This is a genomic window from Micromonospora sp. DT46, assembly GCF_049841735.1.
Taxonomy (GTDB): Bacteria; Actinomycetota; Actinomycetes; order Mycobacteriales; family Micromonosporaceae; genus Micromonospora; species Micromonospora reichwaldensis.
This window is the reverse complement of the sequence record NZ_JBNCKW010000007.1, coordinates 449,721-468,494: the sequence shown is the minus strand read 5'-3', so window position 1 is coordinate 468,494 and position 18,774 is coordinate 449,721. Positions and strand designations below refer to the sequence as shown.

The 18,774-nt window shown below is 69.4% G+C and carries 19 protein-coding genes; 15 read left to right on the top strand and 4 right to left on the bottom strand.

Going from position 1 to position 18,774, the window contains the following annotated elements; genetic code table 11:
• Positions 1-423: 423 nt before the first annotated feature.
• The 10 genes from ACLQ20_RS21895 to ACLQ20_RS21850 all read left to right on the top strand — a co-directional run bounded on the left by ACLQ20_RS21895 (position 424) and on the right by ACLQ20_RS21850 (position 9,929).
• Entirely contained in the window at positions 424-564 is a 141-nt protein-coding gene (locus tag ACLQ20_RS21895; RefSeq protein ID WP_192581290.1) for a hypothetical protein, read from the top strand.
• A 78-nt stretch (positions 565-642) separates the two neighbouring features.
• Positions 643-2,103: an MBL fold metallo-hydrolase gene (locus ACLQ20_RS21890; protein WP_425857498.1), complete on the top strand. Its 1,461-nt coding sequence runs from the start codon at positions 643-645 to the stop codon at positions 2,101-2,103.
• The gene (locus ACLQ20_RS21885; RefSeq protein WP_425857496.1) at positions 2,103-3,551 is read left to right on the top strand and encodes an MBL fold metallo-hydrolase; all 1,449 of its coding nucleotides are present in this window, start codon (positions 2,103-2,105) and stop codon (positions 3,549-3,551) included. The genes ACLQ20_RS21890 and ACLQ20_RS21885 overlap by 1 nt, the downstream gene beginning before the upstream one ends.
• Positions 3,542-4,126, top strand: a complete 585-nt coding sequence (locus tag ACLQ20_RS21880; RefSeq protein ID WP_151453237.1) for a hypothetical protein — start codon at positions 3,542-3,544, stop codon at positions 4,124-4,126. The genes ACLQ20_RS21885 and ACLQ20_RS21880 overlap by 10 nt, the downstream gene beginning before the upstream one ends.
• The gene (locus ACLQ20_RS21875) at positions 4,126-5,364 is read left to right on the top strand and encodes an MFS transporter (protein ID WP_151453236.1); all 1,239 of its coding nucleotides are present in this window, start codon (positions 4,126-4,128) and stop codon (positions 5,362-5,364) included. Before ACLQ20_RS21880 ends, ACLQ20_RS21875 begins: the two co-directional genes overlap by 1 nt.
• Positions 5,361-5,591: a hypothetical protein gene (locus ACLQ20_RS21870; protein WP_151453235.1), complete on the top strand. Its 231-nt coding sequence runs from the start codon at positions 5,361-5,363 to the stop codon at positions 5,589-5,591. The genes ACLQ20_RS21875 and ACLQ20_RS21870 overlap by 4 nt, the downstream gene beginning before the upstream one ends.
• Positions 5,588-6,895 carry a hypothetical protein gene (locus ACLQ20_RS21865; RefSeq protein ID WP_425857493.1) on the top strand — a complete coding sequence of 436 codons (1,308 nt, stop codon included), beginning with the start codon at positions 5,588-5,590 and terminating at the stop codon, positions 6,893-6,895. The genes ACLQ20_RS21870 and ACLQ20_RS21865 overlap by 4 nt, the downstream gene beginning before the upstream one ends.
• Positions 6,892-7,311, top strand: a complete 420-nt coding sequence (locus ACLQ20_RS21860) for a VOC family protein (RefSeq protein WP_151453233.1) — start codon at positions 6,892-6,894, stop codon at positions 7,309-7,311. Before ACLQ20_RS21865 ends, ACLQ20_RS21860 begins: the two co-directional genes overlap by 4 nt.
• Entirely contained in the window at positions 7,304-9,397 is a 2,094-nt protein-coding gene (locus ACLQ20_RS21855; RefSeq protein WP_425857491.1) for a prolyl oligopeptidase family serine peptidase, read from the top strand. The genes ACLQ20_RS21860 and ACLQ20_RS21855 overlap by 8 nt, the downstream gene beginning before the upstream one ends.
• A 70-nt stretch (positions 9,398-9,467) precedes the next feature.
• Positions 9,468-9,929: a hypothetical protein gene (locus tag ACLQ20_RS21850; RefSeq protein WP_425857489.1), complete on the top strand. Its 462-nt coding sequence runs from the start codon at positions 9,468-9,470 to the stop codon at positions 9,927-9,929.
• On the opposite strand, the gene ACLQ20_RS21845 is transcribed toward ACLQ20_RS21850, so the two are convergent.
• The 4 genes from ACLQ20_RS21845 to ACLQ20_RS21830 form a co-directional block, all read right to left on the bottom strand.
• Positions 9,930-10,832 carry an aldo/keto reductase gene (locus ACLQ20_RS21845; protein ID WP_425857487.1) on the bottom strand — a complete coding sequence of 301 codons (903 nt, stop codon included), beginning with the start codon at positions 10,830-10,832 and terminating at the stop codon, positions 9,930-9,932.
• A gap of 34 nt (positions 10,833-10,866) precedes the next feature.
• Complete coding sequence (locus ACLQ20_RS21840; protein ID WP_358121717.1) at positions 10,867-11,667, bottom strand: Stf0 family sulfotransferase; 801 nt, start codon at positions 11,665-11,667, stop codon at positions 10,867-10,869.
• A gap of 7 nt (positions 11,668-11,674) precedes the next feature.
• Entirely contained in the window at positions 11,675-12,370 is a 696-nt protein-coding gene (locus tag ACLQ20_RS21835) for a class I SAM-dependent methyltransferase (RefSeq protein WP_151453228.1), read from the bottom strand.
• A gap of 196 nt (positions 12,371-12,566) precedes the next feature.
• Positions 12,567-13,553: an N-acetylglucosamine kinase gene (locus ACLQ20_RS21830; RefSeq protein WP_425857485.1), complete on the bottom strand. Its 987-nt coding sequence runs from the start codon at positions 13,551-13,553 to the stop codon at positions 12,567-12,569.
• Positions 13,554-13,743: 190 nt separating this feature from the next.
• On the opposite strand from ACLQ20_RS21830, the gene ACLQ20_RS21825 reads away from it, so the two are divergent.
• From ACLQ20_RS21825 to ACLQ20_RS21805, 5 genes are read left to right on the top strand one after another with little or no spacing between them, the layout of a single operon-like run.
• On the top strand, positions 13,744-14,706 hold the full coding sequence (locus ACLQ20_RS21825) for a MurR/RpiR family transcriptional regulator (protein ID WP_327028992.1): 963 nt from the start codon (positions 13,744-13,746) through the stop codon (positions 14,704-14,706).
• Entirely contained in the window at positions 14,703-15,452 is a 750-nt protein-coding gene (locus tag ACLQ20_RS21820) for a sugar isomerase domain-containing protein (protein WP_151453225.1), read from the top strand. Before ACLQ20_RS21825 ends, ACLQ20_RS21820 begins: the two co-directional genes overlap by 4 nt.
• Positions 15,453-15,478: 26 nt before the next feature.
• Positions 15,479-16,915 (top strand): N-acetylglucosamine/diacetylchitobiose ABC transporter substrate-binding protein, encoded by a 1,437-nt coding sequence (gene ngcE / locus ACLQ20_RS21815; protein ID WP_151453224.1) that lies wholly within the window; start codon positions 15,479-15,481, stop codon positions 16,913-16,915.
• Positions 16,916-16,931: 16 nt separating this feature from the next.
• Entirely contained in the window at positions 16,932-17,840 is a 909-nt protein-coding gene (locus ACLQ20_RS21810; RefSeq protein WP_151453245.1) for a carbohydrate ABC transporter permease, read from the top strand.
• A complete protein-coding gene (locus ACLQ20_RS21805; RefSeq protein ID WP_151453223.1) occupies positions 17,840-18,769 on the top strand; it encodes a carbohydrate ABC transporter permease in 930 nt (309 codons plus the stop codon). The genes ACLQ20_RS21810 and ACLQ20_RS21805 overlap by 1 nt, the downstream gene beginning before the upstream one ends.
• Positions 18,770-18,774: the final 5 nt, after the last annotated feature.

Sequence of the window (18,774 nt, the reverse complement as noted above, 5' to 3'; positions counted from 1 at the left end):
GCGACGCGCTGACCCGGCCGCTCGATCACGTTCCGGTTGATCGAGGTCCAGCGGACGAGCCGCTCCCGCCGCGTCGGGCTGCCACTACACGCACGCTTGTAAACGGCTTGAGTCGCGGCGGTGGCGCCGACGTGGCGGACTGCGCCGCAGGAGCCCTTTTGGCTGGTGGGGGCGGGTACGGCGGTGTCACCGATGCCGGTGCGCCGCGCCCGCGATCCCTTGTTGATGTTGATGGTATAGCGGGATCTGTCGATCGATGAAACACTCGCCCATAGGCAGTCATGAGTCGATCAGCGGTTCGTCGCAAGACTTCCATGGTCGCCTCCGGCTGCTCCGAAAAGGAACAGGCAGGTGCAGTTGCTCGCGTGAAGACCTGCGGGTCCGCATGGCGGAGCGCTGCCGATCCACGCACGGGAGGTGAGCATGAAGAAGGAAGCGAAGCCCATCACCAAGGCCGACCTCGACGCGCTGAAGCAGGCCGTCGGCAAGGTCACGCCGAAGGCGACCACCGCCAAGGCGGGCGGATCCCGCGTTCACATGGGGACCGTCACCTACACCCGCTAGTGCCGTGGCGGTGGGTGACGTCTGACGTCGCCCACCGCCCTGGTCACCGTGCCCATCGCAGCCCTTGGAAGAGGCGATATGAAGATCGGTTTCCTTGGACACAACGGCTTTGCTCTCGGGGCCGAGGATTCCCCGGTCCTCGTGGATCCGATCCTGTACCGCCGCTACGGTGAGGAGTACACCTCGAGCCCGGTCGAGATCTATCCGCCGCGACTGATAGACGTCGACCGGATGCCACCGCCTGCTGCCGTGATCATCAGTCACGAGCACTCCGACCACTTTCACCTGCCCTCCCTGAACAAGCTCGACAAGTCGACGCCCGTCATCGTCGGGCCCACCATGATCGACACCGTCGTCGACTGCATCGAGTCGCTCGGCCTGACCGTCACCCGGTTGCCGTTCGGGGAGCCGACCAGGTTCGGGTCGGTCATCGTCACCCTCTTCCCCCCTGGCCCCGACACGGTGCTCTGGGAGAGCCGCGTGTCGCAGGTCTACGTGCTCGACGCGTCCGAGCCGGACCGGGGCGGCGTCTTCCTGGGAATCGACGCCGCCACCTCCACCGACTTCATCGACGCCGTTTCCTCGGGACGGCTGCCGGCTCCCGGCGTGGTGGCCATGAGCAACAACGCGCAGGTGACCCCGCCCGGTGTGTTCGGGTCGCTGGACTGCTACCGGCCCGCCGGGCAGACCGCCGTCCGCTACCGCGGTCAGGGCTTTCCGGGCCTGGACATCCTGGGGGAAGTTGTCGCCTCGGCGGTGGAGCAGTCGGAGATCTTCCGCGGGGCACACATCCTGCTCTGCGGCGGCGGATTCCTGAAGGACTACGAGCAGATGGGCCCGTTCCCGTTCTCGGAGCAGCAGGAGATGGCGCGCCTGGCCAAGCAGTTGGTGCGGCACATGGATGTGGTGGGTCCCGTTCCCGGCGACGTCGTCGAAGTGCGTGAGCACGGCATCGAGAAGGTCGGGGAGCTGTCGTGGCTCGGCGTCGACCATGACCGCTTCGCCGAGCTGATCCACCGGCGGGAGAGCTTTCTGGCCAGGCGGGACAGCATCGCCATGCGCTGCATCGAGAACGCCGACGAAGAATCCGAGGACGCGGCGCTGGCCTGCATCGAACGCGAGCTTACGTATCTGAGCCGCGTCCTGCTGCTCAGTGACTTCGGCCGGCGGATGGCCGTTTCGCCGTCGGCACACCCGTTCGTCCTCAAGCTCAAGTATCTGACCCGTCCGGACCGCAGCTTTCGCTTCGATCTGGCCGCCGGGGCGTTCGAGGAGGCAGCGGATCTGCCGCTTGACGACTCTGTCGCCGCGTACCCCGAGGGAATCTTCATCCACGCCGTCGACTTCGCCGCCGTACTCCGTGGCGACCTGCAGTACTGGGACGTCGTCGGCATCGCGATGCGCACGTGGTTCGACGGAGACGCGCTGTCCTCGCCGGTGGCGCTGTTCTACGACGCCCTCGGCGAGCAGGTACGGCCGGACCTGTCGTGCCGGGTCTACCAGCAGCAGCTCGAGTACCTCGAGAAGGAGAACGCCTGATGTCCCCCGCATCCCTGACGTTCCTGGGCCACCAGTCGTGGCTGGTGGAGATCGGGGATACCCGTGTCCTCGTCGATCCGGTGCTGACCGACTCCTTCGGCCACTCGGACAGGCTGCGTTTCGAGATCCATCCCGCGCGCCAGGTGGTGGTGGAGAAGATGCCGTCGCTGGATGCCGTGCTGGTCACCAACGAGCATCTGGACCACTTCCACCTCAACTCGCTGGACCTGCTGCCTCCGGAAACCCGGATTCTGATGCCACGGATGATGCCGAAGGTGTGCGTTCGCGCCCTGGAGGAGGCGGGCCGCCAGGTCGAGTTGGTCGAGCTCGGCGCGGTGCAGAGGATCGGCGCGGTCGACGTGGTGTTCGTCCCGGGCGGCCCGGATGCGCCGATGTGGGAGAACCGTGTCGCCAGCGTCTTCGTGCGGCATGCGGAGGAGAGGGTCGGCGGAGTCTTCATCCAGTCCGACACGTCGATCGCGCCCCCTTCGCTGGAAGGCGGATGCGATCCGGACATCGTCGTGGCCACCCACAACGGGCAGGTGCCGCCGGCGGGTCACCTCGGCGCGTTCGACAACATGCTGCCGCTCGGCAGTGCCGACTTCGCTGAGGTCACCGGCCTCCGCCTGCTGCACGGGGTGCTGTCCGACGTCGTGGCGAGCTTCCCCTCGGTCCGGTACGTGACCTTCAGCGGTGGCGGCTACGTGCAGGTTCCCGCCAAGCACGGTGAGTTCCTGTGGGGAAACTTCGAGCAGTTGGCCGGTATCGCCAGCCGGCTCTCGCTGACCACCCGGGTGCTGGGAATGAGTCCCGGCCAGACCGTGCTGGTCGACGACGGGACGGAGGTGCGCTACAGCCAGGCGGAATGGATCGATCCTGCCGAGCCGTCGCGTCCCGTCGCCCCCAGTGACAAGGAGGCCGTTGCCGAGCCGGACCTGTCCGAGCCGCTGCTGCCCCTGTTCGACGAACAGCTCGCGGACGAGGACCGGGCTCTCGTCGAGTCGGAACTCCAGCTCATGGCTCCGCTGCTGATGCAGGCGAACCTGGGGCGGCACCTGATCACCCAGAACACCTATCTCGACAAGCCGGTCGGCCCGCACAGGTTCGCTGTCCACCTGCGCGGCTTCGACGCCTCCGGTGAGGCGGATGACGGCCGAACCTTCGTGTTGAACTTCAACAACGGCCGTTTCGAGGAGCAGCCGCTGGACCTCCGCGACTGCCTGTTCTCCGTGCCGTCCGGCATCGATGTCAACGCTGTGGACCTTGTCGCCGTACTCCGGGGCAGGATCCACATCTGGGAACTCGCGGTCAGCCGCATGCGCCAGTGGTACCTGTGCGAGAAGATGGACAGCCCCGTGGGCTTCCTGTACGGCTACTACAGCGAGCAGGTGCGGCCGGAACTGGCCGCCGAGCTCTACCGCAACGTACGGGCCCTTGCGTGGCGATAGTGGTCGTGGGTCCACCTGCCGCAGGCAAGTCGACTGTCGCTGGTGTCCTGGCCGCTCGCCGGGGCCTGGAGGTCGCCTGCTTCGACGAGGATCCTCCGCGCTGGTACGGAAGGTTCGGATACACCGAGCAGGCCGCCGATGACGCGTACGCCAGCGGTGGCCTTTCCGCTTGGCACGCCTATACCGCCCGCTACGAGGTGCGCGCACTGGCTGAGGCGGTCACGGCCACCGAGGGGGTGGTCGACACGGGCGGGGGCGTCGCCCTCCAGCGCGGCGGGTCGATCGAGGAACGTATGCTCCGTAGCGCCCTCGACCGGGCGGATTTCGCCGTCCTGGTCTGTCCTCATCTGGAGGATCCGGATCAGGCGGCAGATGTTCTGGCGCAACGTCTTCTGTCCCGTGAACCGGGTGGCATGCCGGGCGACTGGCACCAGCCGGACGGTGTTGCGCTGCTCCAAGGTCTGATCCGGGCTTCGCTGGCGCTGAAGGAGAGCGTGGACCTGCTGATCGACACGGCCAACGGCGAATTTCATGAGCGGCATCGGCTACGGCCCGCTACTTCCGAGGTAACTTGATGTTCAACGCGTCCCTTCTCACTCCGCTGCGGTTGCCGAAGTTCCGGCGGGTCTGGATCGGCCAGCTCACCAACGTCGTCGGTGACGCCCTCTACACCGTGGCGGTCGCGCTGTTCCTGCTGCCACGCGAGGATGCCGCTCAGGCGGTGGGTCTGGTACTCGGGATGACGGCTCTGGGCGGCGTCGTCTCGCTGTTGATCGGTGGTGCCCTGGCGGACCGGCACCGCCGCTCTCGCATGATCATCATTTCTGACCTGATCCGCGCCGCCGCCGTTCTGGGCATCATCCTCGTCGGCAACGACGCGCCGCTGGTGGTGCTCGGCGTGCTGGCCGCGGTGCTCGGCATCGGCAGCGGTTTCTACCGTCCCGCGTACGGGGCGATCCTGCCGTCGCTGGTGCCCGAGGAGATGTTGGCGAGCGCCAACGGCCTGCGGTCCCTGGTGAACCGCTTCGGTGTCATCGTCGGCGCCGCGCTCGGCGGGGCCGTGGCAGCGGCGTTCAGCCCGACCTGGGCGCTCGGAATCAACATCGTCACCTTCCTCGTCAGCATCGTCACGCTGCTCCGACTGAACGAGCCAGCGCCCAGCCCGGAGGGCCAGGGCTCGTCGCTCGCAGCCGACATCAAGGACGGTTTCGCGTACGTCATCCGGCTGCCGTGGATGGCCGGTGTGATGCTGCAGGGCACGTTGCACATGGCGATGGTGGCGGCACCCGTCGCGGTGATGCTGCCCATCCTGACCGGGCCCGAGGGCTGGTTCGGCTACATCTCGGCGGCTGAGGGGGGCGGGGCCTTCCTGGGCGCGATGCTGGCCTCGTCGATCCGTACGCGTTCGCCGGGCTGGGTGGCGACCTTCGTGCTGCTGCTCCAGCTTCCGCAGACCGTCCTGCTGGCGATGGACGGGCATCCGGCGTTGATTCTCGTCGCCTCCGCGCTGACCGGGTTCGGACTGGCCACGTTCGCGGTGCTGTGGACCACCGCTCTGCAGAGGACCGTCCCGCGTGGGCGGCTCGGGCGGGTGTTCTCCATCGATCAGCTGACCGTCTTCGGTCTGATGCCCGTGGGATACCTCCTTGCCGGCTGGCTCCTGGAGAGGCTGGGTCCCGCCACCCTGGGTTGGGTGGCGACGGTGATCCTGGTGGTGTCGACCCTGATGGTGCTTCCGCTGCCAGGGCTGCGCCGGCTGGGCATGGAGGAGGAACGGGTGCCCGATCTGGCGGTCGAGGGTGTGGGGCGATGAGCGGAACCGGGCGGCACCCGGAAGCCAATCGTCTCCTCGGCCTGGAACCGGTGCTCTACAGGGACCTGCCGATGATGGTGGCGCCCGCCCCCGCCGACACGGAAGTCGCCGTGTGGTGGCCCCAGCCGAACGAGATGCCCTCGCTCACCGCATCCTGGCGGGACGCCACCGCCACCCGGCTGCTGCACGCCGTCTACCTGTCCGAGGCTGACGGAGAACCGCGGTGAAGGCCATCTTCGAGGGTGGCCGCAGCTGGCGCGTCCACTCCACCGGCGGGGTCAGGGTGGCGGTGGACCCGGCCTGGCTCGATGACGTGGGATGGACCGACTCCTACCGCTACGTGTTCCACCCACCCAGACACCTCGACCACGGCGCGATGCCGCCGGTCGACGCGGTGGTCATCACCGGTGCCCGCCCGGAACAGCTGGACCTGCAGACGCTCCACGAGCTCGATCGGCAGGTGTTGGTGGTGGTGAGCCCGCTGCTGCCGGCGGTGGCCGCCGAAGCGATCGAGGTCCTGGGGTTCGTCGCGATCCGCGGGTACGTCGACCACGACGTCTCCGTCGGTGACCTCGTGCTGCGATTCGTGGCGCCAGCGCCGGTCAGTACCGCGGCCCTGCCGACCGCCGGGCTGATGGTCCGCGAAACCGGCTGCCCATCGGCGTTCTACCTGCGCGGCGACGGTCCCTGTCGAGCCGATGGAGTGCCTTCGGACGAGGGCTCGGTGTTCGAGGTGCGCCACGGCGGGGCCGAGCGGGCGCCCGCGTCAGATGGCGACGGGCTGCACCTTGGCAGCGGCGTGCGGCACCCGGCGGTCGACCGGTCGGTGTTCGACGGTTGGGTGGCGCAGGGCTCCGGGCCCGGGGCCGCCGCACCGTGCGTGGTCCGTGCCGGTGACGCCTGGGACATCGACGTGGTCGTGAAGCCGGCAGCCGCCGCGGAGTGGGTCTCGCCCGGCCACGAACAGGAGCTGGGTGAGCTCGTGCTCCCCCTGTCCGCACGGCCGAGAAGCGACCGCGAAGGACGCGACCGCCACGAACTCGTGCTCGACGAGCTTCCCGGCCTGGCGAGGGACCTGACGCTGTACCCGCCGGGCGGTCCACGGCGCGCGCACTGGGCGCAGGGCACCCACGACGGCCTCGGGCCCAAGACCTTCCTGCTCACCCTCATCGAAGGTCCGGCGGGTACCCGCTGCCAGTACGCGCTCGACGTCACGCGGTCCGGGTTCGTGCCGTTGTATGAAGCCGCCGAGACGGCCCGGGACCGGTTCCCGTGTGGACTCACCCTCTGCTTCGACGATTTCGTCGCCATCCTGCGAGGTGAGCTGTACGCCGCGGACGTGTTCGCGTCGTCCCACGTGTGGAGCCGTGACGCGGATCCCGAAGACGTCCGGCGGACACTGGCGGACCTGTTCAGCGTCGCCCGACCGCAGCTCCTCAGACGTGTGCTGATATCCCAGGCCAACGCGCTCGTGGCCGGGTGGGCGCCAGCGGCACTGCTCGAGGTGCGGGAACCGGGTGGGACCTCATGACGGTATCGATCAGCCGCGTCTCGTCCGTCGTCATCTTCTCCGAGGAATGGCTTGCGATCGCGCACTGGTGGGCCAACCTCACGCGGCAGCCGCTGGTCCGCTTCCCCCGTTCGGCGTCGATCGACCTGGCCGGGGTAGAGATCGTGTTCTCCCCGACGGACGAACGCAATCCTCCCGGCGGTTCGCCGCTGCCGTACCTGTGGGTGGCGGACTTCAACGACGCCCGCCGTGAACTCGCCAACCGGGGCTGCCTGGAGATACACCGGCCGCTGGCCGTGCAGGGTGGCAGGCAGATCACCCAGTTCCGCGATCCCTTCGGCAACATCTTCGGCATCGAGGGCGCCCTGTCCGGGCCGGACGAGCTGTGGCCGGAGGTGGTGCAGGAGATGCGTGAGCTGAGGGAACTCTATGAGTGAAGGCGCCCGCGTCGCGGCGACCTGGAGGGTGGCCGACGTCGACCCACCCGCTGCACCGCCGAGGGAGCACCTCGCCCGGCACCACGGGCAGACCCGCAGCGACCCGTGGCAGTGGATGGAAGACCTGTTCACCCCCGAGGTCTTCGCCGTCGTCCAGGCCAACAACGCCTACACCACGGCGATCCTGGAGCCGCTGGAGAGCACGGCCGCGGACGCCGAGGCGCAGATCAGGTCCTGGACGCCGCAGGGCACGCGCTCGGTGCCCGTCGCGAAGGGGCAGTGGCTCTACTACAGCCGTACGGCCGATGGGTCCGCGGCGGTGCTCCGCTGCCGCAGCCTGGTCGACCCCGACTCGGGCGAGGCCGTGCCACAGACCGAACAGGTCGTGCTCGACGAGGCCGCGCTGTCAGCCGGGCAGCCGCACTTCGCGCTCGGTGTCTACGACGTCTCGCCGGACGGTCGGCTCCTGGCGTACGCCGTCGACCTTGTCGGCGACGAGCGGTTCCACCTGCGTTTCCGGGACGTCGCCGCCGGCTCCGAGCTGCCCGTCCAGGTCGACGGGGTCACGTACGGCGGCGCCTGGGACGCCGCCGGCGAGCACTACTTCCACCTCGTCACGGACGCCACCGGCCGGGCCTTCCAGGTATGGCGTCTCACGCTGGCGACGGGCGAGCGGACCCTGGTGTACGAGGAGCCGGACGAGTCGTCGTGGCTCACCGTCGACCTGTCACGTAGTGAGAGGTACGTCTTCATCGAGTCGGACAGCCACGTCGGCAACCAGATCTCCGTGATCGACGCACTGGCGCCACGGTCCGAACCGTTCCTCCTGGGGCCGGCACGACGTGCCGGCACGCATCTCCAGGCCGACCACCGGGAGGGGCAGTTCTGGATCCTGGCCAACTCCGGTGACGAGACCTCCCGGCTGTGGCACTGCCCGGCCGGGGCCCCGGCAGAGCCGACCGAGGTGGTGTTCGGCGACGCGCGGGAGACGAAGCTGCTGACCGTCGACGCGTTCGCCGGACACGTGGTCCTGCAGACGTACTCGCCCGGCCACCGGGGGATACGGGTCATCGACGCCGACAACGTCGTGACCGACCTGGCGCTGCCCGCCGCGACGACGTGGGTGAGTGTGAACGGCAATCCGGACCACCACTCGCGGCTCGTACGGTTCACCGCCTCCTCGGTCGTCTGCCCGCCGATCACCGCGGCGTACGACCCGCACAGCCGCAGCACCGACATCGTGGACAGGGCGGTGGTTCCCGGTTGGGATCCGGCCAGGTACGAACAACTCGACCTGGTGGCCCACGGCCGTGACGGGACGGCGGTGGCGTTGACCGTGGTGCGGCAACGTCGCAGCGCTGGTGCGCCACCGCCACCGGGCGCGGTGCTCGAGGTCTACGGTGCCTACGGTGCCGTCGTACCGCTGGACTTCGATCCCGCGCGGCTGCCGTTCCTCGACCGTGGCGGCATCTACGCGTTCGCTCATGTCCGCGGTGGGGGAGAGGGGCCACCCGGTTGGCACGAGGCTGGCCGTGGCGAGCACAAGGCGACCAGCGTGAACGATTACCTGGCCTGCGTGGAGGCACTCGTCCGAACCTGTGACCTGCCACCGGGGCGCGTCGTCGCCAGCGCCGCGTCCGCCGGTGCCCTCGTCGCGGCTGCCGCCTGCAACACCTCGCCGGAATCGTTCGCCGGGCTGGTGCTCGACGTTCCGTTCCTCGACCCGCTCGGCACCCTGCTCGACTCCGAGGCGGCGCTCACCACTGTCGACCGGGCGGAGTGGGGCAACCCGCTGGCCGACGCGCGCGCCTACGCCGCCATCAGCGCCTACGCGCCCTACGACAACATCTCTTCCCGCGAGTACCCGCCGGTGCTGGTGTTCGCCGCGCTGAACGACAGCAGGGTCGGGGCGCACGAAGCGCTCAAGTACGTGTCCCGCCTGCGCGAGCAGGCCCACGGCGGACCGTTCCTGCTGTCGACGGACCTGTCAGCCGGCCACGGCGGCAGCACCGACCGCGACGCACGTAAGCGAAAGGCGGCGCTCGTCTGCGCCTGGGCACTGAAGGCACTCCACCAGGTGCCGTGACGCCTCCTCCTGAAAGGACCCGCTCGTGTCGAGACGATCAGTTCCACCCCCGGATCGCCTGCTCGCGGGGATGCACGGCGAGGCGGACCACAGAGGGTTCCTCGCCACACACGTGGCGTTCCGGGACGAGACCGGAGCACCCGTGCTCAAACTCGTGGACACCGGCAAGTCCGTGCTCTGCATGGTGGAGCGGCGGTGTCAGGCGTGCGGGTTCGACATCGCCCGTGACGACCTGATCATTTTCGTCGGATACAGCGAAGATGTGACCTTCAAGGAGCCGCCCCTGCACCTCGACTGCGGTGTCTACTCGCTCGGCATGTGCCCGGCCCTCATCACCCGTCATCGCCGCGAACAGCTGCGCATCGTGGTCTGCCGGGACTACGAGTTCCTACCGAAGAGCGAAGGCAGACCGCCCCGGTGCCGGCCGCTACCCGGGGCCGACGAACACGGTCGCGAGGCGCCCCCCGTCGAGTACACCGTCGAGGAACTCCACCGGATGCTCGCCGAACGGGCGTCGGGCCAGCACCAGTGATCATCCGATCGGCATCACCGAGCTGGTGAGCAGGTCGGCCACCTCCGCCGGCAGCTCCAGGTCGACGCTGGCGAGCTGGGCCCGCACCTGGTCGGCGTCACGTGCGCCGAGAAGCACACCGGCGACCCCCGGGCGGTCGCGAACCCAGGCCAGCGCCACCTCGGCGCAGCTGCGGCCCAGCGCCCCCGCGACGAGGTCGAGTACCTCGAGCGCCGCCGGCACCTCGGGAGCGGACAGGAAAGGCGCGATGAACGGCGAGTATCTGGGGTCAGCGCCTCTGGTACCGGGCGGCACACCCCGGTGATACTTCCCCGTCAGGACCCCGCTGGCCAGTGGCGACCATGCCAGCACCCCCGCACCGTGCGCACGGACCCGCTCCGCGACGGCTTCGGCCGCCCGAACCAGCAGCGAGTACTGGAGCTGCACCCCGCTGATCGGCATGCCGATCCGCTCCGCGACCGCGAATGCCTCGTCCACCTGGCGGGGCGTGTAGTTGCACACCCCCACCGCCCTGGCGCGGCCCGAATCACGTGCGACACGTAGCGCCTCGACGCTTGCCGGCAGTGGTGTCGCGTCGCTCCAGGCGTGCAGCTGCCACAGGTCGACATGGTCCGTACCGAGACGCCGCAGCGACGCGTCGAGCTGGGCCAGCAGGGCATCGGGGGTGGTGTCCACGCCGTTCGCGGTCACGCCGGCCTTGGTGCTGACGACGACGGCGTCACGCGGCACCGACGCGAGCAACCGGCCGAGGATGCGCTCGGCGTTACCGTCCGTATAGACGGCTGCGGTGTCGACGAGCGTGCCGCCCGCATCGAGGAAGCACCACAACTGCTCCCGTGCGGAGTCCTCGTCGGTCTCGTGGCCCCACGTCCACGTGCCCAGGCCGTAGCCGGAGACGGCCAACCCGCCCAGGGGCCTCAGCTGCATCCTCTGCCACTCACACCGGCACGCCGCAGCGGCGGCGCAGGTCGGCGGGGAGCGCATCGACCACCCCGCTGCTCACCAGATCGGACCGGAACCGCTGTGCCAGGTCGTCATTGGTGGCCGTCCGTTGCCGCACCACCGGAGACGTCACCACGGACTGCCGGGGAAGGCCGAGGTACTCAAGGACACCGTTGACCGAGCCAGCCAGATCGTCGTCCAGCTCCTCGTAACTCAGGGTGTAGGGTGCTGTGTCGCGCTCGGCGAAGAACGGGCTCCACCCGTGCTCGATGACCGCCAACGCCTGCAGGGTGTCCAACAGGACGTCGAAGTCGTAGGCCGGGGTCCCCGCCACGGCGTCGCGAAATTCGTCGTCGTCGGTGTGGCCCGTCCCGGCCCAGCGCACGTATTCCTTGGTCACCGCGGCGAGATAGCTGGACACCGTCTGCAGGACCAGGTCGTCGCGGTAGAGGCGGATGAACCGCACATCCTGCCGGCCATCGAGAACGGCGAGTGGATCGACACCGAGGTTGTCACGCGACCACTCGACCTGATTCCAGTGCAGCTTGAGGGCGAGCACTCCGCCGCTGTCCGCCTCGGCGCGCACTCTGCGGAGATACGCCGACGGGTCCGTCAGCCGCGGCTCGTCCATCGTGGACTGCGGTGCCCGCAGGTCCCAGGTGCCGGCCAGATGGTGGATGCGTGGACGGCCGAACCACTCCCGCGGTGAGCCGGCGCCCCGAACGCGCCCCAATGCCTCGCAGAGGTAGGTGCTGCCGACGCGCGGAGTGGCGCAGACAACGTAGGTCAGCGACACCGGCGACCTACTTGATCGCGATGATGGCGAGAAGAAAGCCCAGGCGGGCGAGCGCGTTGACGCCGGTCGTCCCCGGCTCCACGGGAACCCGCTCGATCACGATTCGCCGGTAGTGGCTGTAGAGTTTTTCCTGTTGAACCTCGTCGATGGTCGGCAGGATCCAGAACAGCGCGACGGCGGCCCCCGGCTTGAGGTGCGATGCCGCCTCGACGAGGAAGGAGACATTCTCGTCGACCAGGGCGGGCACATCCTCGGCGTAGGTGTCGAAGAAGATCCCGTCGGCCTCCGCGAACAGGCCTGCCTGATTCTGCCAATAGTCGTGCACGGGCCGGATGTCAGCCTGGGGGCGCTCGGCCCGCCACTGCTGCAGGCGCTCGAACATCTCCGGGTGGGGTTCGATGATGGTGTGGCGCTCGATCTTCTGGTCCTGGAGAGCACCTGCGGAGATCCCCATGCCGAAGCCGACCTCGATGATGCGGGTCCGCTCCAGGTTCGCGAGCAGGATCTCTGCCATCCGTTGCATGAGCGGGGTCTCCCACCGCTTCATCACCTTGTAGTGGTCGTCGACGACGAGTTGATCGGCTTCAAGACGCGAGGGGAGGCGATGCCAGCCTGAATCGGGCTTCACGGCAGCCAAGTTAGCACCATCCGCGCCGGCGCGTGGGGCACCGATGCCGGCGCTCCTGGCGAGGTCGGCGGGCATTGCCGAACAATTCCCGGGGGCGGGTGCCGACGGTGGGCGGCGATGAGCCCAGAAGACGCACCTCGATGCATGGCTCTTATTTCAGTTCGTGCCGGGACGCCACAGGAACGTGGCGTGCGGCCGAATTCGAACGACGTGTACCAGGTTCCGCGATCCGAATGTGGACCGGTCGAGGGAGTGGGCTCGACCGGTGGGCTCAGCGCGTCGGGACCAGCAGGGCGTGCAGGGCCTGCGGATCCGTCACCTCGGGCAGGTCGCGGGCGGCGAGCCAGGCCGCGGCGGCGGCGCCGTCGCCGGCGCTGTGTAGCGGCGCGTCGGGCCACCGCCGGCCGACCTCGACCCGGACCGCCGCGGCGAGCGGGGTGTCGCCGGTCAGCAGGCCGCCGCCGAACACGATGGGGGAGACCTCACCCGCCGGGCGGATCCGCGCCGCGCTCTCCGCCAGGTGCGCGGCGGCCTCGTCGATGAGCCCACAAGCGACCGGCTCGTCGTCGACGGCGGCGGCGACCACGAGGGGCGCGAGCCGGGCCAGTTCCACGGGGGGTCGCCGGGTCACCGTCTGGACCAGGGCGTCGACGGTGTCCCGGGGGCGGGCCGCCACCTCGGCGGAGCCGAGCAGTTCGGTGAGCACCCCGGTCGCCAGCCGGCCGGGTGCGTGCCCCCGGTCGAGGTCGGCCAGCAGCCGGCGGACCGCCTCCCGGCCCAGCCAGAAGCCCGAACCCGCGTCGCCGAGCAGCCAGCCGTGACCGTCGGCGACCCGGTCCAGCCGCAGCTCCCGGACCCCGGCGGCGATCGCCCCGGTGCCGGCGATCAGCACCGTGCCGTCCGGGCTGGCGGTGCCCGAGGCGTACGCGACCAGCGCGTCGCCGTGCACCGCGTACGGGCAGCGTAGGCCGGCGTCGCGCCAGGCCCGGTCGAAGGCGTCGCGGCCCGCCGGATCGGCGAGCAACCGGCCCGCCCCGGCCAGCCCGATCGTGCCGCCACGCACCCGGGCGGGATCGACGCCGGCGAGCGCCTCCCGCAGGGCGGCCAGGAGTTCGCCCGCAGCCCGTTCGGCACCGTGGCTGGTGGGGTTTCCGCCGCCCGCCCGGCCACTGCCCAGCCGCCGCCCGTCGAGGGTCAGGGCGGTCGCCCGGGTGGACGTACCCCCGACGTCGAGGCCGACCACGACGCTGTCGGACATCCGCACCCACCTCTCGATCGACGCCGCGTTCATGCTGGTCGGCCCGGCGGCGGTGGGCAAGGGGCGGACAGGCTCGGGAGCCGTGCGCCAGGTAACAGTTTGAAAACTTCGCCCGCAGCCTTGACACGGAGGGGCCTTTAGTAAGAACTTTTACCACTAACAGTTAACACTCTTTTCCGAAAGGTGCCCCATGGTTGATCACGAGGTGGACACCTCCGCGGGGACCGCGGTGGTCGACGCCGGCGCGGTCGACCGGCGGGGTGCGCTCGGGGTCGGCTCCGACGGCGTGCTGGCGCGGGTCCGGGCCGGCGCGGGCGAGCTGACGGGGGCACTGCGCCGCGTCGCCGAGCACGTGCTCAGCGACCCGGAGGCCGCCGCCCGGGCGACGATCGTGGAGTTGGCCGAGCGAAGCGGCACCTCCCCGGCGACGATCACCCGGTTCTGCCGGGCGATGGGCTTCGACGGCTACGCCGACCTGCGACTCGGCATCGCCGCGGAGACCGGCCGGGCCCGCTCGGCGGGCTGGACCGTCGACATCGGCCGCGAGATCCAGCCCAGCGACCCCCTCTCCCGGGTGCTCGACCAGATCATGGCCGCCGACACCCGCGCCATGCACGACACCGCCGCGCTGCTCGACCTCGCCGAGGTGGAACGGGCCGCCGTCGCCATCGCCGGGGCGTCGAGGGTGAACATCTTCGGGGCCAGCGGCAGCGCCCTGGTCGGCGAGGAGATGCAGTTCAGCCTGCACCGCATCGGGGTGGCGGCCTGGGCCTGGAACGACGTGCACGAGGGCCTCGCCAGCGCGGCCCTGCTGCGCCAGGGCGACGTGGCACTCGGCATCTCGCACACCGGCCAGACCCGGGAGACCATCGAGATGCTCGCCGAGGCGGGCAGCCGGGGCGCGACCACCGTGGCGCTGACCGGGTTCCCGCGCTCGCCGCTGGCCGAGCTGGCCGACATCGTGCTGCTCACCGCGAGCCAGGCCACCACCTTCCGCCCCGACGCGCTCTCCGCCCGGCACCCGCAGCTGGTCGTGCTCGACCTGCTCTACATCGCCGTCGCCCAGCGCACCCACGACCGCGCCCACGCGGCCTTCCGGCGTACCGCCCAGGCCGTCGACGGGCACAAGGCCGCGAAGGGGGCCACCGCATGATCAGCGCCCAGGGGTACGCCGACGCCGTCCGCCCGGTGCTCGACCGGCTCGTCGACGCCAGCGCCGACGCGATCGGCGCCGCCGCCGACCTGATCGCCACCAGCCTGCGCTCCGGCGGGGTGCTCCAGGCGTTCGGCGCCGGCCACTCCGAGGCGTTCGCCGCGGAGCTGGTCGCCCGGGCCGGCGGCCTGGTGCCCACCAACCGGCTCTCCCTGCACGACCTGGTGCTGCACGGCGACGCGCCGCGGGACGTGCTCGCCGACCCGAAGCTGGAGCGCGACCCCGCCATCGCCCACCAGCTCTACGCGCTGGCGGCCCCGCAGCCGCGGGACGTGTTCGTGGTGGCGTCGCAGTCCGGCATCAACGGCTCGGTGGTCGAGCTGGCGACGCTGGTCACCGGACGCGGCCACCCGCTGATCGCGGTCACCTCGGTCGCGCACACCGCACGGGTCGCCCCGCGGCACCCGTCCGGCCGGCGCCTCGCCGACCTCGCCGACGTCGTGCTGGACAACGGCGCGCCGTACGGCGACGCACTGCTGCCGCTCGAGGGCGGCGGCGCGGTCTGTGCGGTCTCCTCGGTCACCGCGGCGCTGCTGGCGCAGCTGCTGACCGCCGAGGTCGTACGACGGTTCCACCAGGCCGGGGAGGTACCCCCTATCTACCTCTCCGCCAACGTCCCCGGCGGGGACGAGCACAACCACGCCCTCGAGTCGAGGTACGCCGGGCGCCTCCGGCGGACCGCCTGACCCGAACATCCCAAGGAGAGACGACGATGTCGATTACCCCCGACAACCCGGCCGACCTGAGCCGCCGGACCGTGCTGCGCCGGGCCGCCGCCGTGGGTCTGCTCGCCACCCCGGCCGTAGGCCTGCTGAGCGCCTGCGCGACCAGCGGCGGCGACGAGAAGAACGAGCAGGTCGCGGACGGTAAGAAGAGCGCCACCAACCCGCTCGGGGTGGCCGAGGACGCCCCCATCGAGGTGGTCATCTTCAACGGTGGCTACGGCGAGAAGTACGCCACCGACGTGCACCAGCCGCTGTACAAGAAGGCGTTCCCGAAGGCCGAGATCAAGCACCAGTCGACCCAGGCCGTCTCCACCGTTCTCCAGCCGCGGTTCGCCTCGAGCAACCCGCCGGAGTTCGTGAACAACTCCGGCGAGAAGATGATGGACTTCGGCGCCCTGGTCGCCGACGGCCAGCTCCAGGACCTCACCGAGCTGTGGGACGCCCCGTCGGTCGACGACCCGAACAAGAAGGTCCGCGACACCGTGGTGCCGGGCACCGTCGACGTCGGGTCCTTCAACGGCAAGCCGTACGTCCTGTACTACGTCTCCACCGTCTTCGGCATCTGGTACTCGGGCAAGCTGTTCAAGGACAACGGCTGGGCGCCGGCGAAGGACTGGTCCGAGTTCACCGCCCTGCTCGACAAGATCAAGGCCAAGGGCATCACCCCGTACGGCTACGCCGGTGCGAACGCCGCGTACTACCAGTGGAACGTGATCCTCACCCACGCGGCGAAGATCGGCGGCACCGACGTGCTGAAGAACATCGACAACCTGGAGGACGGCGCCTGGCAGCAGGACGCGGTCAAGCAGGCCGCCACGGCGTGGGCCGAGATCGGCGCCAAGTACGTCGACAAGAGCTTCGAGGGGCTCAAGCACACCGACGTGCAGCTGCGGCAGAACCAGTACAAGCTGGCGTTCTACCCCAGCGGCGACTGGCTGGAGGGCGAGCAGAAGAAGGACACCCCGTCCGGCTTCGACTACCAGCTGATGCCGGTGCCGAGCCTGTCCGCCTCGGACAAGCTGCCGGCGACGGCGCTGCGGGCGACCGCCGGTGAGGGCTACTTCGTCTCGGCCAAGAGCAAGAACCCCAAGGGCGGCCTGGAGTACATGCGCCAGATGCTCTCGGTGGCCGGCGCGAAGGGCTTCACCGAGACGGTCAAGGCCCCGACCGTGGTCACCGCCGGCTCGGAGGGCTTCGCCTTCCCGCCCGGCGTGGCCAGCTCGCAGGCCGCGCTCAAGGCCGCCGGCCAGGACGTGTTCAACATCTACTTCGACGGCTGGTACAAGGAGCTCGACACGGAGGTCCGCACGGCCACCAACGAGCTGATGTTCGGCCGGATCAAGGCGGACGCCTTCGTGGAGCGCATCCAGAAGCGTGCCGACGCGATCAAGAAGGACAGCTCCATCACCAAGTTCAAGCGCTGATCGGGGCGTGAGGGTCATGCGGCACGGCAAGTATCCGTTCGTGATCGGGTTCCTCTTCGTCCCGGTCACGCTGTACGTGGTCTTCGTCATCGCGCCGTACGCGCAGGCGTTCCAGATCTCGATGACCAACTGGCGGGGGTTCTCCGCCCCGCAGTGGGTGGGCTTCGACAACTACCGGAGGTTGTTCGACGACGACAACTTCTGGAAGGCCGTCCAGCACCACGGCGTACTGCTGCTTGCCCTGCCGCTGATCACCATCGCCATCGCGCTGTTCTTCTCGTTCATGCTCAACGTGGGCGGGAAGAGCAGCGGCGGGCAGCGCCAGGGAGTCTGGGGGTCGAAGTTCTACCGGGTGGTGTTCTTCTTCCCCCAGGTCCTGGCGGTGGCCATCATCGCGGTGCTGTTCCAGATGGTCTACCGGCCGAACGAGTCCGGCCTGATCAACGGTGTGCTGATGAAGCTCGGCTTCGACCCGGTGCTCTTCCTGATCCGGCCGAACCTGGCGCTCTGGTCGATCATCGCGGTGCTGGTCTGGCAGGCGGTCGGCTTCTACGTGGTGCTCTTCTCGGCGGGCATGGCCTCGATCCCGGGCGAGATCTACGAGGCCGCCGAGATCGACGGGGCGAGCCGGGTGACGCTCTTCTTCCGGGTCACCCTGCCGCTGCTCTGGGACACCCTCCAGGTCGCCTGGGTCTACCTGGGCATCGCCGCCTTCGACGCGTTCGCCATCGTCTCGGTGCTCTCCGTGGACGGCGGCGGCCCGGACGGCGCGACCACGGTGCTGGCCATGGAGATCTACCGCAACGCCTTCGTCTACTCGAAGTACGGCTACGCCTCGGCCATGGGCGTGGCGTTGTTCTTCCTCACCCTCACGTTCGCGGCGTTGACGCTGCGGCTGACCAAGCGGGAAAGCGTGGAGTACTGATGAACCCGCAGACGACGCTGCCGCCGACACCGGCGGCACTACCGCCGAAGAACGTCAAGCCGGGCGCCGCGGGCAAGCGCGGGGGCGGGGGCCGACGCTCGGAGGTACGGTTCTTCGCCAGCCTCGGGCACGTGGCGCTCGCGGTCTGGGCGGTGATCGTGATCGTGCCGATCCTCTGGACCTTCCTCGCCTCGTTCAAGAACACCACGGAGATCTTCAGCAGCCCGTGGACGCTCCCGGCGGAGCTGCGGTTCGAGAACTACGCCCGGGCGTGGACCAAGGCCAACGTCGGCCGATACTTCCTGAACAGCGTGATCGTGGTGACGTTCAGCGTCCTCGGCACCATGCTGTTCGGTTCGATGGCCGCGTACGTGCTGGCGCGTTACAAGTTCTGGGGCAACCGGGCGGTCTACTACCTGTTCGTCTCGGGGCTGGCGTTCCCGGTCTTCCTCGCCCTGGTGCCGCTCTTCTTCGTGGTGAAGAACCTGGGGCTGCTGGACACCCACACCGGGCTGGTGCTGGTCTACATCGCCTACTCGCTGCCGTTCACCGTGTTCTTCCTGACCGCGTTCTTCAAGACGCTGCCGACGTCGGTCGCCGAGGCGGGGATGATCGACGGCTGCTCGCACACCCGGCTGTTCTTCCAGGTGATGCTGCCGATGGCGAAGCCGGGCCTGATCAGCGTGGGGATCTTCAACATCATCGGCCAGTGGGCGCAGTACCAGCTGCCGCTCGTGCTGCTCTCCAACGCCAAGGAGAAGTGGGTGCTCACCCAGGGCATCGCGGACATCTCGGTGAACGCCGGCTACGAGGCCGACTGGTCCGGCCTCTTCGCCGCCCTGACCATCGCCATCCTCCCGATGATCATCGTGTACGCGATCTTCCAGCGCCAGATCCAGTCGGGCCTCACCTCGGGCGCGGTGAAGTAGACCCG